Below are 15,288 nucleotides of genomic sequence, written 5' to 3'. Positions count from 1 at the left end.
GGCGTATGACGGACGGGGCGGAAACGACGCTCATCGAGGTGGACGGGATCGAGAAGGTCTTCTCGGTACGGCGCAGGGCGGGCCGGCTGCGCCGGGTGCGGCACGAGGTGCGGGCCGTGGACGGCATCACCTTCCGGGTGCCGCGCGGTGAAATGGTCGGCTACATCGGACCGAACGGCGCCGGGAAGTCCACCACGATCAAGATGCTGACAGGCATTCTGACCCCCAGCGGGGGCCGGCTGCGGGTCGCCGGTATCGATCCCGCCCGCGAGCGGACGCGGCTGGCCCGGCGGATCGGGGTGGTCTTCGGCCAGCGCACGACCCTGTGGTGGGACCTGCCGCTGAAGGACTCCTACGAACTGGTCCGCCGCATGTACCGGGTCCCCGGGCCCGTCTACCGCGCCAACTTCGCGCGCTGCGTCGAACTGCTCGGCCTGGGACCCCTGTTGGACGTCCCGGTACGGCAGCTGTCGCTCGGCCAGCGGATGCGCGGCGATATCGCGGCGGCGCTGCTGCACGACCCCGAGGTGCTCTATCTCGACGAGCCGACCATCGGCCTCGACGTCATCAGCAAGGCGAAGGTACGGGAGTTCCTGCGCGAGGTGAACGCCGAGCGGGGCACCACCGTCCTGCTGACCACCCACGACCTGACGGACATCGAGCAGCTGTGCCGCCGGGTGATGGTCATCGACCACGGGCGGCTGGTGTACGACGGCGGGCTGGCGGGGCTGCGGGCGGCCGGGGAGGGCGAGCGGACGCTGGTGGTGGACCTGGAACGGGAGTTGCCGCCGATCGACGGCGTGCCCGGGGCCCGTACGGTCAAGGTGGAGGGGCCGCGGCAGTGGCTGGCGTTCCCGGCGGCGCAGAGCGCGGCGCCGCTGGTCGCGGCCGTCGCCGAGCGCTTTCCGCTGGTGGACCTGTCGGTGCGGGAGCCGGACATCGAGGAAGTGATCGCGAAGCTGTACGCGGGCGGAGGTTCCCCCCGCGACCGTGCCGTCTCGGGCATGGACACGGTCTAGTCTGCTTGTATGACGGAAAAACTCCCCGAGTTGCGGGCCGCCGATGCCGACCGCGAGCGGGTCGCCGAGATTCTCCGGGACGCCGTCGCCGAAGGGCGGCTGGACATGGCGGAGTTCGACGAGCGGCTGGAGGCGGCCTACCGGGCGCGTACGTACGGGGAGTTGGCGCCGCTGACCGCGGATCTGCCGGCGGCCGCCGCCGGCCCGGGCGCGGCGGCCCCGCTGTCGCTGCGCAAGGAAAGCGGCGCGGTGACGTCCTGGTCCGGGCGCATCGTGAGCGAGGCGGACGGCTCCACCGTCGGCGTCGGCATCATGGGCGGCTTCCAGCGCAAGGGCCGTTGGACGATAGGGCGCCGCTTCACGGCCGTGTGCTGCATGGGCGGCGGCGAGCTCGATCTGCGCGAGGCGGACTTCGCCGGGCCCGAGGTCGTCATCAGCGTCTGGGCGCTGATGGGTGGGGTGAACATCGTGGTGCCGCCGGGCGTCGAGGTCGACGTGCGCGGCCTGGGCATCATGGGCGGCTTCGACTCGCGGGAGGACGGGATACCGTCCGAGCCCGGGGCGCCCCGCGTGATCGTCAAGGGCCTGGCGCTGATGGGCGGCGTCGGTGTGGAGCGCAAGCTGCCCAAGCAGGAGCGGCTGCGACTCAAGGAGGAGCAGCGCCGCCTGAAGGCGGAGGAGAAGCAGCGCAAGCAGCTGGGCTGACGCGGGCCGGTCCCGGGCCCGCCCGCCCTCACAGCTGGGCGGGCGCCGACCGCTTGAGATGGTCCAGGTTCAGCGCATGGGCCATCGCCCGGAAGCCCTCATCGCTCGGGTGCAGATGGTCACCGGAGTCGTAGACGGGCCGCAGCCGCACCGGCGCCGCCGGGTCGCGCAGCGTCCTGTCCCAGTCCACGACCTCGTCGTAGACCGAACCGGACCGGATGATGCGGTTGACCTGTTCGCGTACCTGGTTCATCCGCGTGGAGTAGCCGCGGTGCCCGCCGAACGGCGTCAGGGTGGAGCCGGTCACCCGCAGCCCGCGGGCGTGCGCCTCGCGGACTATCGCCCGCATGCCGGCGACGATCTTCTGCGGGTCCCACTGCCGCGGCGACTTGAACAGGTCGTTCAGCCCTATCTCGACCACGACCGCCTTCACCCCGGTCCGCGAGAGCGCGTCGCGGTCCAGGCGGGACAGCACGCTGGGCCCGTTGTTGGGCGAGAAGCGGCTGCCGTTGACCAGCAGGCGGTTGCCGCTGATGCCCTGGTTGATGACGCCGTAGCGGGGCGCGCCGGGCTCGGTGCGCAGCCGCTCGGCCAGGAAGTCCGTCCACCGGTGGTTGGCGCCCGCCGTGGAGGTGATGCCGTCGGTGATCGAGTCGCCGATGGCCACGACCGTGCCCCGGGCCTCGGTGCTCCACACGTCCACGCCGGTCAGATAGCGCCAGTACGGGCTCTGCTCCGTATAGGCGGCGCCGGTGGCGTCCTCGGCCCGGTCGCCGCGCGCCAGGTAGGAGGTCTGGCGGGCGTAGGGGTGGTAGGTGGCCGGGCCGGAGGGGGAGGGGGAGTAGGTGGTGGCCAGGAGGTCCGCGTCGGCCGGGACCTTGAGCCGTACGGGGTCACTGGTGACCGCGCCGCCGGCCGGGATGGTCACCGCGGGCCTGCCGCCGAAGGTCAGGCGCCGCATGGTGCCGGCCGCGGCCGTCGGGTTGCTGGGGGCGGCGGCCAGCGCCAGCGAGGCGTGGCTGACGACCAGCGGGCGGGTGCCGTAGAGGTTGGAGAGCTGGATGCGGGCGCCGGAGCCGCCGACGCTGGTGTGCACGACGTTGCGTATGGACATCCCCGCGTAGCCGTCCAGGGTGCCCGGCTCGGCGGCCGCGGCGGCCGCCGACCAGCTGCCGACCCACTGCCCGGAGACCGCCGGTGCCGCCGGGTCGCGCGGCTTGTGGTGGTCGCTGCCCAGCCCGTCATGACCGCCGCCGAAGCCGACGAATATGGCGGTCGAGATCAGCACCACCACTGCCGCCAGACCGGCGAGCAGGGCGTAACCCACACTTTTCTTCATGCGGGGGGTGTCTCCTGGGGAAGGCGGAGCGAGGCGCTCCGGGCGGGCAAAGGGCAGCGAGTGATCAGCGGCACCGTTGCGGTCCGATCGTTTCGTCATGATCCCACGGACCTCCGGGACGCCGCCCGGCGCCCTGGCGATGCCCCCTCATGACGTGGACGCGGGGAACTCGTGGTTCGTTCCGGGAGTAGGTCACAGTTGGACATACAGGCCGGACATCCGGAGCGGGCAGCCGGGCCGGGCATACGGGCGTACGGATGGGGGCGGGGGCACGGTGGGAACGGTGGAGCGGATGGCACGCACGAAGACGGATACCGCGCAGTCGGCGGCGCAGGCGGACCCGGGAGCGGTCGCGGCGCCGCCCGGCCGGGCCGCACCGCTGGGAGGTTTCGGCCGCAGCGCCGCCGACGAGGAGAAGCGGCGCGGCGTGCGGCGGATGAAGGCGCTGGCCACCGGCCTGCTGCTGACCGTGGCGCTGATCTACGTCCTGGCGAAATGGGCTCAGTCCTCCGGGGCGGGTGGCTGGACCGGCTTCGTCGCCGCGGCGGCCGAGGCCGGCATGGTCGGTGCGCTGGCCGACTGGTTCGCGGTCACCGCGCTGTTCAAGCGGCCGATGGGCCTGCCGATCCCGCACACCGCCATCATTCCTACCAAAAAGGATCAACTGGGGCAGAGTCTGGGTGATTTCGTCGGGGAGAACTTCCTCTCCGGCGAGGTCGTCCGCCGCCGGCTGCGCTCCGTCGGCATCGGCGGACGGCTCGGCGGCTGGCTCGCCGAACCCGGGAACGCCGACCGGGTCACCGCCGAGCTGTCCACCGCGCTGCGCGGCGCGCTGACCGTGCTGCGCGACTCCGACGTCCAGGCCGTCGTCGGCGAGGCCATCACCCGCCGCGCGGACGCCCAGGAGATCGCGCCCGGCATCGGCGCCATGCTGGAGAAGGTCGTCGCCGAGGGCGGCCACACCCGGGTGGTGGACCTGGTGTGCGCCCGCGCCCACGACTGGCTGGTCGCGCACGGCGACTCCGTCATGGAGGCGGTTTCCGGCGGCGCCCCCGGCTGGACCCCCCGCTTCGTCGACCGCAAGGTCGGCGACCGCGTCTACAGGGAACTGCTCCGCTTCGTCACCGAGATGCGCGACATGCCCGGCCATCCCGCTCGTGGCGCCGTCGACCGCTTCCTGACCGACTTCGCCACCGATCTGCGGTCCGACCCGGAGACCCGCGCCAAGGTGGAACGCCTCAAGTCCGAGGTGCTGGGCCGCGGCGAGGTGCAGGACCTGATCGCCTCGGCGTGGGGCTCGGTACGCGCCATGATCGTGGCCGCCGCCGAGGACGAGCGCAGCCAGCTGCGGCTGCGGGTGCGGGCCTCGCTGCTGTCCCTGGGCGGGCGGATGGCCACGGACCGGCGGTTGCGGGGCAAGGTCGACGGCTGGCTGGAGGGCGCGGCCGTCTATGTGGTGACGACGTATCAGAGCGAGATCACCTCCCTGATCACCGACACCGTCGCCGGCTGGGACGCCGAGCACACCTCGAAGAAGATCGAGGCGCACATCGGCCGTGACCTGCAGTTCATCCGCATCAACGGCACGGTCGTCGGCGCGCTCGCCGGGCTGTGCATCTACGCCGTCTCGCAGGCCTTCGGCGGCTGATCCCGCCCGTGCGGCCGCCCGGCCCGCCCATGGCACCGCCTCCCCGAACGGCTGCGCCGCGGTGCAGGGCGGGCCCTCGGGCCCGACAACGATGTCGACTCGTTCGTGTCAGCGCGGGGTGATGGCGATGCCTTCGGGCTCGTGTCCGGCCGGCAGGGTGAAGCGGACCCGCTGGGCGAAGGGGTCGATGACCGAAACGCTGTCGGATTCCTCGTTGGTCACCCACACCCGGCCGCCGTCAGGGGTGATGGCGACACCCTGCGGCTTGGCGCCGACGCGCACATGGGCGATGACGCGCCGGGCGGCGATGTCGATGATCAGCAGGCAGTCCCGCGCCGAATCGGCGACGTAAAGGCGGTTGCCGTCGGGGCTGACCGCGTTGCCCAGCGGCGCCTTGCCGGCCGGCAGGGTGGCCACCACGGTGTCGGTGTGGGGATTGATGACCGACACCGTGCCGGAACCGGTGTTGGAGACGTACACCCGGTCGCCGTCGCGCGACGAACTGATCCCGCTGGGGAAGTCGCCCACCCGGACGACCCGTTCCACATGCGCCTCCGGGTCGAGCACGGTCACCGTGCGACCGCCGTTGTTGGTCACGTACGCGGTTCCGTTCGGCACCGTGGTGATGCTGTGCGGCAGCGGCCCCACCTGCACATTGGCGATCACGTGACGGTCCCGGACGCTGATGACGGAGACCGAGTCCGAGCCGAAGTTGGCCACCAGCACATGGCGCCCGTCGCGGGTCGGCATCGCCGCGAAGGGCCGGTGCTGGACCGGCACCGTGGCAATGGGCAGCCGGTGGGCGGTGCCGACGAAGGTGACGGTGTCGGAGCGGCTGTTGGCGACGTAGACCGTCTCGCCGTCCGGAGCCGTGCCCACGCCGGTCGGGGCGTGGCCCACCTGTACGGCGCCGACCCGGCTCTCCAGACGGGTGTCGTAGACCGAAAGGGTCGTCGAGCCGCTGTTGGCCACGTAGGCGCTGACGCGCAGGGGAAAGCGTGCCAGGTGCCGGGGCGTGCGCGTCGGTGGTGAGCCGGCCGCGGCCGGCAGGCAGGGGAGCAGCAGGAGAAGAAGGGCGGAGGCCGAGCGCCAGCGGAGGCGACGACTGCGGCGGGAGCGCGGCGGGATGCCCGGACAGGGGTGTCGTGAAGCCGTGCCGGGCGGGGCGCCCAGCGGGCGGAATCGATGCATGACAGGTGCTCTCCTGGATCAGTAGTGATCATTACCGGTTCCACAAGAAGTGATCATGACCCGAACCGCACGAACGGGCATCTCGGGATCCCGCAGGCGGGTATCCCGCCCGTACCCCTGGTGATCGCCGCCCGCAGGGCCTACCGTGCGGCCCGTGCGGGAGCGGATACCGGTGGTCGTACAGGGGCGGCGCACCCGCCGCCCCCTCACCGCGCGGGCGTTGTGGACCGGCGCGGAGCTGGCCGTCACGCTCGGCGCCGTGCTGCTGCTGCTCGTCGTCCACCAGCTGTGGTGGACGAACCGTCAGGCGCGGGACGACGCCGGGGAGCAGGTTGCGCGGCTGGAGCGGCAGTGGCAGACGCGGCCGACGGCACCCCCGCGGCCGCCCTCGACGGCACCGACGCCCGGCGGTGACGGCGGTGCCGGCCGCGCGGCCCGGCCGCTGGCAACCCGGCCGCGCGCCCCCGCACCACCCCCTGACGGCCTCGCCTACGCCGTCCTGCGCATCCCCCGCATCGGCCTCACCGCCCCCATCGCCCAAGGAGTCGGCAAGGCCGCCGTCCTCAACAAGGGCTATGTGGGGCACTATCCGGGCACCGCACAGCCCGGCGGCGCCGGCAACGCCGCGCTGGCCGGGCACCGCAACACCCACGGCGAGCCGTTCCGCCACCTCGACCGGCTGCGCCCCGGCGACCGGGTCACCGTCGACACCGCCGACGCCCGCTACACGTACACCGTCCGCCGCACCCTGCCGGAGACCACCCCCGGCGACGGCACCGTCATCGCCCCCGTCCCCCGCAGCAGCGTCCACCCCGCCTACGGCTTCACCGCCCCCGGCGCGTATCTCACCCTGACGACCTGTACGCCCGAATACACCTCCACCTACCGGCTGGTGGTCTGGGCGGTGTTGCGGTCGACACAGTCGCGGTGAACGCGGCCCGCCGTCCCCTAGGCTCTTCCGACGTGCGAAACCAGTTCTCCGGCGGCCGCCCGCCGGGCTCGAGAAGGCGCCCGGCGCTGCTGTGGCTGCTGCTGCCCTATGTGCTGTTCCTGGTGGTGCTGCCGCTGGTGAACCGGGTGACACCGACCGTCTGCGGGCTGCCGTTCCTGTTCTTCTGGATGCTGCTGGCGACGCTCGCCACCCCGCTCGCGGTGTGGCTGGCGCGGCGCGGCGACCTCGAGCGGGGCCGGGAATGAACGCCACCGTCGCCACCGCCGTCTTCGGCGGCTTCATGGTCCTGACCGTCGCCCTCGGCCTGCTGGCGGTGCGGGGGAGGGGCTCCGGCGGCGGGCTGACGGAGTGGTCGGTGGGCGGCCGCAGCCTGGGCACCGTCTTCATCTGGGTGCTGATGGCCGGCGAGAGCTACACCAGCTTCAGTTACCTCGGCGCGGCCGGCTGGGGCTACAACTTCGGCGCCCCGGTCCTCTATGTCCTGGCCTATATGTCCTGCGGCTATGCGATCGGCTACGTCGTCGGCCCGATGCTGTGGGCCTACGCCCGCCGGCACGGCCTGGTCGGCATCACCGACATCGTCGCCCACCGCTACCGGCGGCCCTGGCTCGGCGCCGCCGTCGCCGTCCTCGCCACCGTCTGTCTGCTGCCCTACATCCAGCTCCAGATCACCGGCATGGGCGTGGTCGTCTCCACCATCTCCTACGGCGCCATCAGCCTCGACTGGGCCTATTTCATAGCGTTCGCGGTCACCACCGCCTTCGTCGTGGTCAGCGGACTGCGCGGCAGCGCCTGGGTGTCCGTGCTGAAGGACATCCTGGTCATCGGGACGCTGGGCTTCCTCGCGCTCTACGTCCCGGTGCACTACTTCGACGGCTACGGCCCCCTCCTGCACCGCCTCGTCGCCGAGAAGCCGCAGTGGCTGACCTTCCCCGGACACGCGTCCGGCGGCCTGGACCAGGTCTGGTTCCTCACCACCACGGTCATCAACTCCCTCACCGTGGTGATCTTCCCGACGACCGTCGCCGGTTATCTCGGCGCCCGCAACGCCGATGCGCTGCGCCGCAACGCCATGTACCTCCCCTTCTACAACGTGCTGTTGTTCGTGCCGATGCTGCTCGGCCTCGCGGCGCTGTTCGTGGTGCCGGGGCTGGCCGGTGCGGACTCCAACCTCGCGCTGTTCAAGATGGTCGTGGACTCCCTCCCGGCCTGGGCCGTGGGCCTGATCGGGGCCGCCGCCGCCCTCTCCTCCATCGTGCCGATGGCCGTGTTCATGCTGGTCATCGGCACGATGTGGGGGAGGAGCGTACTGGGGGCGATCCCGCGGCTGGCCGGCCGGCAGAAGCTGTCGTCCCAGGTGGTCGTGGTGGCCTCCGGAACGCTCGCGCTGCTGCTGACCTACACCGCCCCCAACACCCTGGTCCGGCTGTCCCTGCTGTCGTACGAGGGCATGGCGCAGCTCGTGCCGATGCTGCTGCTGGGGCTGGTGTGGCGGCGGCTGACGATGCACGCCGCGGTGAGCGGCCTGGTGGCGGGCTTCACGCTGGTGTGTGCGCTGGTGTTCACCGGGCACGACCCGCTGTGGGGGATGAACGCGGGGATCGTCGCTCTCGCCGTGAACGTGGCGGTGGCGCTGGCGGTCACCTGGTGGGGGCCGCGCGAGAGGGACGAGCGGCCGGACGGCGAGGTGCTGGCGCTGGACGACGAGTTCCCCCGGCGGGACGCGGTCAGCCGGCCGGCGTCGTCGTGATCTTCTTGCCTTCCTCGGAGACCGCGAACCACAGGCCCATCTTGCCCTGGCCGTTGATGTCACCGGGCTGCTTGTCGCCGGTGAACCAGTAGACCGGCCAGCAGTCGACGGCCAGCTGACGGGTGCCGTCGGGGCGGGTGACGGTGGAGATCAGCTTGGGGGCGATGCCGTTGAGCTTGGAGCGGTCGGCGGGCTTGGCGGGCTTCCAGGTCTCCAGGCAGGCGTCGTTGCAGCCGAACTTCATCGGCCAGGCGCTGTCCTTGTTGAAGCGGTAGAGGGTGCGGCCCTTGCCGTCGACGAGGATCCTGCCGAGCGCGGGCTGGTCGAAGACCGAGACGTCGCCGGGCTGCTGGGCGCCGGCCTTCTTGCCGTCGGCGGCCAGCGCGTTCCAGGTGCCGCCGACGCCCTGGCCCTTGGTGTCGCCGGGCTTGGTGTCCTTGACGTAGCGGTAGGCGGGCCAGCCGCCGATGGTGAGCTGCTTGGTGCCGTCCGAGCGGGTGACGGAGCCCAGCGCGCTCTTGTCGATCCCGGCGGGCGCGGTGGCGCCGTCGGCGGGCACCACCGGCCAGGTGGTGGCGCAGGAGCCGGAGCAGTTGGACGTGGGCGGCTTCGCGGTGTCCTTGTCGAAGCGGTAGAGGGTCATGCCCTTGGAGTCGGTGACCACGGGGCCGAGTTCGGCGGCATCCCGCAGCGCGAGCTTGCCCGCGCTCGGCGCGGCCTTCGCCGCGCCGTCGTCGCCGCCGGCCTGCCCGCCGTAGCCGTCGTCGCCCTGGCCGGAGCCGGAGGAGCCGTAGCCGTAGTCGCTGGTGCCCTGGCCCGCGGGCTGGACGGTGTCGGTGGTGGGGGTGCCGGCGCTCTGGTTGCCGCTGCTGCCGCAGGCGGCGGTGAGGGCCAGGGTGGCGAGCGCGGTGGCCGCGAGTCCTGCACGACGTCGGGTGATGGTCACGGTCTCTCCTTGGTCGGTCCGTCTGTCGGTCCGTCTGTTGCCGGTCTGTGTGTGGTCGGTCCGTCGGCCGGTCCGCCGGATTTTCGGCGGCCGGCCGGGGCGCGGTGCCGGGGCCTTGGCCGGGTGCTGTCGTGGGGGGGGATACGCGGCGGTGGGGGCGCCGCGTTCAGCGGGCGCGGAATTTTCCTCCGGGTGACAAAAAACGGACGGGTGGGGTCAGTTGGCGTCCTGGACGCGCAGCGCCAGCGCCGGGCAGCGCCGCACCGCGAGCTGCGCCCGGCGCCGCATCCGGGCCGGCATCGGCATGCTGGCCTGCTGGGGATAGCCGTCCGGGCCGAGTTTGACGATGCCGGGCACGACATCGGCGCACAGCCCGTGGCCGCGGCACAGCGTCCAGTCGACGAGCAGCCGCTCCTGCGGCGGCGAGGGCGACCGCGACGGCGCCGGTGCGGTGTCCGGCGGCGGCTGGTGCCCGGTGACCGGCAGCGCCCCGGTCACCGGGCGGCCGCACCCGAACCCCCGCGCATGGCGCTCGAACTCCTCGGGGAAGGCGGCGAGAGCCGAGGCCACGAAGCGCGCGGTACCGTCCGGGTGGCTGCAGGCGCCGCGCTTCTCCACGGCGCGCATCCGGGCCTGCACGGCTTGCAGGGCGGTCTCCCCGCCGCCCCGTACGGCCCGGTCGAGCTGGTCGGCGAGCGCGGGCAGGCCCAGGACGCACGGCCCGCACTGCCCCGCCGATTCGGCGGCCATCCAGCGGGCGACCCGTACCGTCTCGCCCGCCGGACAGGTGTCGTACGGCAGCGGCAGCACCGCCCCGGCGCCCAGCACCGCGTCATGGGTCGCCAGGGCAGCCCGCGACAGGGTCGCGGTCGCCGCGTCGGCCGGGGAGATGAACGTGCCGTGGTAGCCGCCGATCAGCACGCCCTGCCCCTGGTCCAGCCCGCACAGCGCGAGGACCCGGGCGAGCGGGACGCCGTACGGGGCCTCCACGACGCGGTTGCCGGCGACGGTCAGCAGCAGCGTGCCGGGCTCGGCGGGCAGGCCGGCGGTGCGGTAGCCGAGCGCGCCGAGCCGCGCGGCGACGGCGAGCTGGGCGAAGGTCTCGGTGTTGGACAGCAGGGTCGGGACGCCGTTCAGGCCGCGTTCGCTGGAGCGGACCTTGCGGCCGGAGGGCAGGCCGGGGCCGCCGCCCAGCCCGCTCGTCATGGCGGACCCCTCGCCGGTGACGAACCGTTCGGTCAGCAGGGTGACCCGTAACGCCGGCCGCACCGGGCCGCGTTCGTCGATGGCGCGCTGCACCGAGTGGGCCACGTCCGAACGGGTCACCCCGACCGCGACCTCCTGTGCGCCGAGCGCCTCGGCGGCCAGCAGGGCGCCGTCCAGCACCAGATGCGGTACGTGCAGCAGCAGCGCGGTGTCCTTGAGGCAACTGGGCTCGCCCTCGCTGCCGTTGACGACGACCGCGGCCCGGCCGTCGGAGCGCCGCATGCCGTCCAGGACGGCGGTCAGTTTGCGGGCGAAGGGGAAGCCGGCGCCGCCGCGGCCACGCAGATCGGTGTCCTCGGCCAGCGCCACCAGCTCCTGCGCGGTGAGGCGGGGCGGGCCGCCGTGCCGGGCCAGATGCGCCACCCGGTCCAGGCGCGGCGCCTCGTCGAGCCCGGCCAGCAGCCGCGGCGGCCCCAGGGACGCCAGCGTCGGCACGGGTTCGGGCCCGGGGACGACGGGCAGCGGGCGGGTGGGGGCGGGGGCGGTCATGGGGTTCTCCTGAATTCCTGCTCCGGGTGCCTGCGGGTCCTGGGTGCGTCAGCCGCGGCCCGTGGGGCGCATCCGCAGGGCGAGCCGTACGGCCACCGCGGCCAGGCACAGCGCATAGCCGGCGATCGCCCAGCCGGCCGCCGGGCGGCCGGACTTGAGGCCGTGTACGAGGGCCAGCGCCCAGGCGGCGTACGCGCTCATGTGCAGCGCCCGCCACCAGCGGGAGCCGGTGATGCCGGTGAACGCGCCGCGCACCGCGCCGGTCACCGCGACCGCGAGGAAGGCATACATGGCGAGCGTGCCCAGGCCGATGAGGAAGGGCCGGGCGCCGTCGGTGAAGGGCACCGCGGCGGCCAGTGCGCCGGTGTGGCCCTCGGCGATCTTCACCCAGATGTGCAGGCCGAGAAAGCCCAGGCCGGCGATGCCGGTGCCGCGGTGCACGGCCTGCGCGAGCAGCCGGTGGCCGGAGTGCAGCACCATCCGGTCGGTGGCGGCCAGCCCCCACAGCACCGTGGTGGACAGCGCGACCAGGGCGAGCACCCCGGCGCCGAAGTCCAGGAACCGCATCGCGGTGTCCATCGCGCCGGAGTGCACGGTGACCGCGAGGAAGAGCAGCAGCGCGGCCGGAAGTGCCGGGCGCAGTACGGCGGTTGTGCCGGCGGTGGTGACGAGGCGGCCGCCGGCGGGACGCCGGGGCGGCGGCCCGGGTTCTCGGGGCGGCCGCCGGGGGCGGGGCGGGGGCGGCGAGGACCGCGCGCGGTGCGCATGGCGGCTGGTGCGGCCCTGGCGGCTCTGCCGGCTCTGCAGATTCTGCAGGCGAGGGGCGGGCATCGGACCTCCCGATGACGAACATGGTTGCGGTTGCAAATTGTGGCGAAATCTCCCGACGGTGGTATTGCTGCGGTATTTGCGCCGGGACATTTGTTCCAGTGACCCCCGGTAACACCTTTGCGTAACCCCTGGTAACACTGAACATTCAGTGACCGTGTGAATACGCAGTGCCGTAATCCGGGATGTGCAAAAGCATCTACGAGCGCCGTTCGGATTTCGTAAGGTTTAGCGCGCTGTGACAAATTCCTGCACCGGCATCGCGGTCACCCGGACGGACTCCCGATGATGCCGAGTCAGGCGCACGGGGGAGTTCGGCGCCTGCCCTAGCCGCATCCCCGCCAGGATTGAGGTAGCGATGTGTGATCTCCTGAACCGCATTTGGTCGCGCCCCAGAGGCGAGTGGGCCCGCGTAGTGCGAATGGAACTCCCGGACTTCACCGAGAAGGTCGTCGCGGAGTTGCAGCGCGGATTTCCCGCATTGGCGGAACTTCTCGGTAATACGCCCGTAGAAGAGGCGCAATGGGCACTTGAACAGGCCCTGCTGACATGCCTCGGCTATCAAAAAGAGTCGCAGAGTAAACGTCCGGCCGTATCGTCCGTGGTCACACCCATGCCTGTCGCAAAGGCCCGCCAGGACCTGTTCGACGTGCTCGCCGGGCACCGCGACGTACCGGGCAAGGGCCTGGACGGCCTGGCCCGCGCGGCCGGTTGGCCGGTCCCGGACACCGTCCAGGCCGTCGTCCTCGCCAGCCCGGCCGAGGCGCCCCAACTGGCCGCCGCCCTGGGCCATGCGCTCATCGGCACCGTGGAGGGCGACACCTGTCTGTTCGTCCCCGACCCGGCCACCCAGACCAGGGCCCGCCTGGAGGCGGCGCTCAAGGGACGGGTGGCGGCCGTCGGGCACGTCGTGCCGGCCACCGAGGCGGCGTCCTCGTTGCGTTGGGCCCGCTATCTGCTGACGCTGGCCCCGAGCCGGGTCGGCCCCGAGGCGCGGGCCGCGTTCGTCGACGACCACCTCTCCGCGCTGCTGCTCCTCCAGGACGAGTCCCTCGCCGACGCCCTGACGTCCCGATGGCTGGGCCCGCTGGAGGAACTGACGCCGCGCCAGAGCGAACGCCTGGAGGTTACGTTGCTGGCGTGGCTCGAGGGAGGCGGTGCGCCCGAAGCGGCCAAGCTGCTGCATGTGCATCCGCAGACGGTGCGTTACCGCCTGCGCCAGATAGAGAAGCTCTTCGGCCCGGTGCTCCGCGACCCGCGCGCCCGCTTCGAACTGGAGATGGCGCTGCGCAGCCGCCGCCTGATGGCCCATGTCCGCAGCTACCGCGCCCGCGCCGGCCGCCGCGCCCGCGCCGTCGCCTCCACCATCCGGCCCCTCGGGATGGCCAGGGAGGCCCGGGTGAACGGCCTTTGACGGGCACCGGACATTCGGTTCCGCCGGCGCCGTGCGCCAGGTAATCGGTTCCACGTCTCCGCCGGCGCCGCGTGCCGGGTAATCGGTTCCACGGCCCGACCCGAAAAAAGCGGCCCCGAGCCCGGGAATTCCGGCTCGGGGCCGCCGCGTTGTGGCCCAGCAGGGGGCGCTCGCAGCCCCTACGGGATCCGTTCCCCCACCCGTAGGGGCTGCGAGCGCGGAAGCCTCAGAGGCCCGGGGCCCTCACCTGCACTCCCGACCGCCGTTGATGCAGTCGACGGCCTTGTTCATCAGATCGTCCGGCATCACATTGATGAAGTCACCGTGGTCGGTCACCGGCTTGTGCAGCTGCTCGGGGAAGCTGTCCACCGCGAAGCTCTGGCCCTGCGGCACGTCGTAGGTGATCCGCTCCACCAGCTGGGGTATCGCCGTGAAGCCCTGGGGGCAGGTGCCGTTGCGGTCGGAGAAGGCGACATGGGTGCGGTGGTTGGCGCTGTCGGTGCTGCGGCCGTCCCAGCAGTTCTGGAAGGCGAAGTTCCGTACGACCTGCGAGCCCTGGGGGCACAGCGGGTAGCGGTCCTTGAGCTGGCGGTCCTCGAAGCCGGTGCAGCTCCAGGAGGCGTTGGCGTTCGCCGTCCCGTTGGTGAAGGCCTTGGCGTCGCCGGTGATGATGCGCAGGAAGCGCGGCATCGCCCTGACCTGGCCGGCCTGGCTGCCGCGGTAGGTGAGGGTCACCGTGGCCGGGGTCAGCACCGAACCGACGTTGGCGTCCTGCGCGGCACCCGGCTTCTGCTCCGCGTTGCCGTCCAGCTTGCGCAGCACCGGCCAGTAGTAGGTGGACAGATCGCCGTTGTCGCAGGTGGTGTCGGAGGCCGCGAGCGACTGGTCGGTGGAGAAGCCGTCGGTGGACCTGTTGCCGACGTAGTCGTGCGTGTGGTGGGCGCCGTTGCTCACGCCCGGGGTGACGATGACGTTGTCGGGGTTGAAGTGGCCCTCTTCGTTGCGGCCGCACTCGGTGGTGAAGGTGCCGGTGGTGGCGTTGCCGCCCTTGGGCGCGGCGAACGGCGGTGCGTCGGCGTTCGGCTGGACGGTGGTGATGTCCACGAAGTCGTCGGGGGTGGGACCGCCGGGCCGGCCCTGGCCCTGCTGCTGGTCCTGGCCCTGCCCCTGCTGTTGCCCCTGCTGCTGGTCCTGCCCTTGCTGTTGCCCCTGTTGCTGGTCCTGCTGCTGGTCCTGTTGCGGGGCCTGCCCCTGGTACCAGCCCTGCGCCGTGGACTTCGTGGAGTCGAAGCCGTCGGCGCCCGCGCCCTCGTCGACGGGCTTGGTGGTGCAGCCGCTCATCCTGATCAGATAGCTGGGCCGTTCGGCGTTCTTGGCGATGGCGTCGACCATCGTGCCGATGGTGTGCGTCCGCTGCCGCTTGAGCGTGGTCAGGGCGGTGCTGCCGCTGCCGTCCATCATCCGGTGGTAGGCGTCGTGCACCTGACGGTCCAGCGCGGCCAGTCCCTTGGAGACCTGGAGGCGGGCGCCGCGCGGGACCTTCCGGAGTCGGTCGCCCACGTCGGGGCAGGAGACGGTGGTGGCGACGGCGGTGTGCTGGTGGCCGGCCGCCGCGTCCGGGGTGGAGTTCCCGGCCAGCGCGGTGGTGGCGACCACCGTCAGGCCGCCGCCGCCCAGCAGGAGGGCGGCCGCGGCGACGACCATTCTGTTCGTCAAACGTGAGCGTTTGTGCGCCTGTTGG

The 15,288-nt window shown here is 72.4% G+C and carries 13 protein-coding genes; 7 read left to right on the top strand and 6 right to left on the bottom strand.

The window, feature by feature from the left end:
- The first annotated feature begins 5 nt into the window (after positions 1-5).
- Both ACIGWZ_RS07480 and ACIGWZ_RS07475 read left to right on the top strand, forming a co-directional pair.
- Positions 6-1,019, top strand: coding sequence for an ATP-binding cassette domain-containing protein (locus ACIGWZ_RS07480; RefSeq protein WP_400061775.1), 1,014 nt, complete (start codon positions 6-8; stop codon positions 1,017-1,019).
- A gap of 9 nt (positions 1,020-1,028) precedes the next feature.
- Positions 1,029-1,724, top strand: a complete 696-nt coding sequence (locus ACIGWZ_RS07475) for a DUF1707 domain-containing protein (RefSeq protein ID WP_400061773.1) — start codon at positions 1,029-1,031, stop codon at positions 1,722-1,724.
- Between the two features lie 28 nt (positions 1,725-1,752).
- Here ACIGWZ_RS07475 and ACIGWZ_RS07470 read toward each other — a convergent pair whose 3' ends face one another.
- A complete protein-coding gene (locus tag ACIGWZ_RS07470; RefSeq protein WP_400061771.1) occupies positions 1,753-3,063 on the bottom strand; it encodes an SGNH/GDSL hydrolase family protein in 1,311 nt (436 codons plus the stop codon).
- 292 nt (positions 3,064-3,355) lie between these two features.
- Between ACIGWZ_RS07470 and ACIGWZ_RS07465 the strand changes: the two genes are divergently transcribed.
- Positions 3,356-4,711: a DUF445 domain-containing protein gene (locus tag ACIGWZ_RS07465; RefSeq protein WP_400061770.1), complete on the top strand. Its 1,356-nt coding sequence runs from the start codon at positions 3,356-3,358 to the stop codon at positions 4,709-4,711.
- A gap of 108 nt (positions 4,712-4,819) precedes the next feature.
- Here the strand turns inward: ACIGWZ_RS07465 and ACIGWZ_RS07460 are convergent, their stop codons facing one another.
- Entirely contained in the window at positions 4,820-5,902 is a 1,083-nt protein-coding gene (locus ACIGWZ_RS07460) for an SMP-30/gluconolactonase/LRE family protein (RefSeq protein ID WP_400061768.1), read from the bottom strand.
- Between the two features lie 154 nt (positions 5,903-6,056).
- On the opposite strand from ACIGWZ_RS07460, the gene ACIGWZ_RS07455 reads away from it, so the two are divergent.
- From ACIGWZ_RS07455 to ACIGWZ_RS07445, 3 genes are read left to right on the top strand one after another with little or no spacing between them, the layout of a single operon-like run.
- Positions 6,057-6,833, top strand: coding sequence for a class E sortase (locus ACIGWZ_RS07455; protein ID WP_400061766.1), 777 nt, complete (start codon positions 6,057-6,059; stop codon positions 6,831-6,833).
- Between the two features lie 32 nt (positions 6,834-6,865).
- Positions 6,866-7,099, top strand: coding sequence for a DUF3311 domain-containing protein (locus tag ACIGWZ_RS07450; RefSeq protein ID WP_400061765.1), 234 nt, complete (start codon positions 6,866-6,868; stop codon positions 7,097-7,099).
- Positions 7,096-8,604, top strand: a complete 1,509-nt coding sequence (locus ACIGWZ_RS07445) for a sodium:solute symporter (RefSeq protein ID WP_400061763.1) — start codon at positions 7,096-7,098, stop codon at positions 8,602-8,604. The genes ACIGWZ_RS07450 and ACIGWZ_RS07445 overlap by 4 nt, the downstream gene beginning before the upstream one ends.
- On the opposite strand, the gene ACIGWZ_RS07440 is transcribed toward ACIGWZ_RS07445, so the two are convergent.
- From ACIGWZ_RS07440 to ACIGWZ_RS07430, 3 genes are all read right to left on the bottom strand, one after another.
- On the bottom strand, positions 8,582-9,550 hold the full coding sequence (locus ACIGWZ_RS07440; protein WP_400061761.1) for an SCO0930 family lipoprotein: 969 nt from the start codon (positions 9,548-9,550) through the stop codon (positions 8,582-8,584). The genes ACIGWZ_RS07445 and ACIGWZ_RS07440 overlap by 23 nt on opposite strands.
- Before the next feature lie 216 nt (positions 9,551-9,766).
- Positions 9,767-11,305 (bottom strand): NADH-ubiquinone oxidoreductase-F iron-sulfur binding region domain-containing protein, encoded by a 1,539-nt coding sequence (locus tag ACIGWZ_RS07435; RefSeq protein ID WP_400061759.1) that lies wholly within the window; start codon positions 11,303-11,305, stop codon positions 9,767-9,769.
- Positions 11,306-11,353: 48 nt separating this feature from the next.
- Positions 11,354-12,136 (bottom strand): hypothetical protein, encoded by a 783-nt coding sequence (locus tag ACIGWZ_RS07430; protein ID WP_400061757.1) that lies wholly within the window; start codon positions 12,134-12,136, stop codon positions 11,354-11,356.
- A gap of 610 nt (positions 12,137-12,746) precedes the next feature.
- On the opposite strand from ACIGWZ_RS07430, the gene ACIGWZ_RS07425 reads away from it, so the two are divergent.
- Positions 12,747-13,547 (top strand): PucR family transcriptional regulator, encoded by an 801-nt coding sequence (locus ACIGWZ_RS07425; protein WP_400061755.1) that lies wholly within the window; start codon positions 12,747-12,749, stop codon positions 13,545-13,547.
- A 243-nt stretch (positions 13,548-13,790) separates the two neighbouring features.
- Here ACIGWZ_RS07425 and ACIGWZ_RS07420 read toward each other — a convergent pair whose 3' ends face one another.
- A complete protein-coding gene (locus tag ACIGWZ_RS07420) occupies positions 13,791-15,251 on the bottom strand; it encodes a DUF1996 domain-containing protein (RefSeq protein WP_400062028.1) in 1,461 nt (486 codons plus the stop codon).
- Positions 15,252-15,288 lie beyond the last annotated feature (37 nt).

The sequence above is a fragment of the Streptomyces sp. NPDC053427 genome, from assembly GCF_044544985.1.
Lineage (GTDB): Bacteria > Actinomycetota > Actinomycetes > Streptomycetales > Streptomycetaceae > Streptomyces.
Note: the sequence above shows the minus strand (reverse complement) of the source record. Positions and strands in the feature narration are given on the sequence as shown.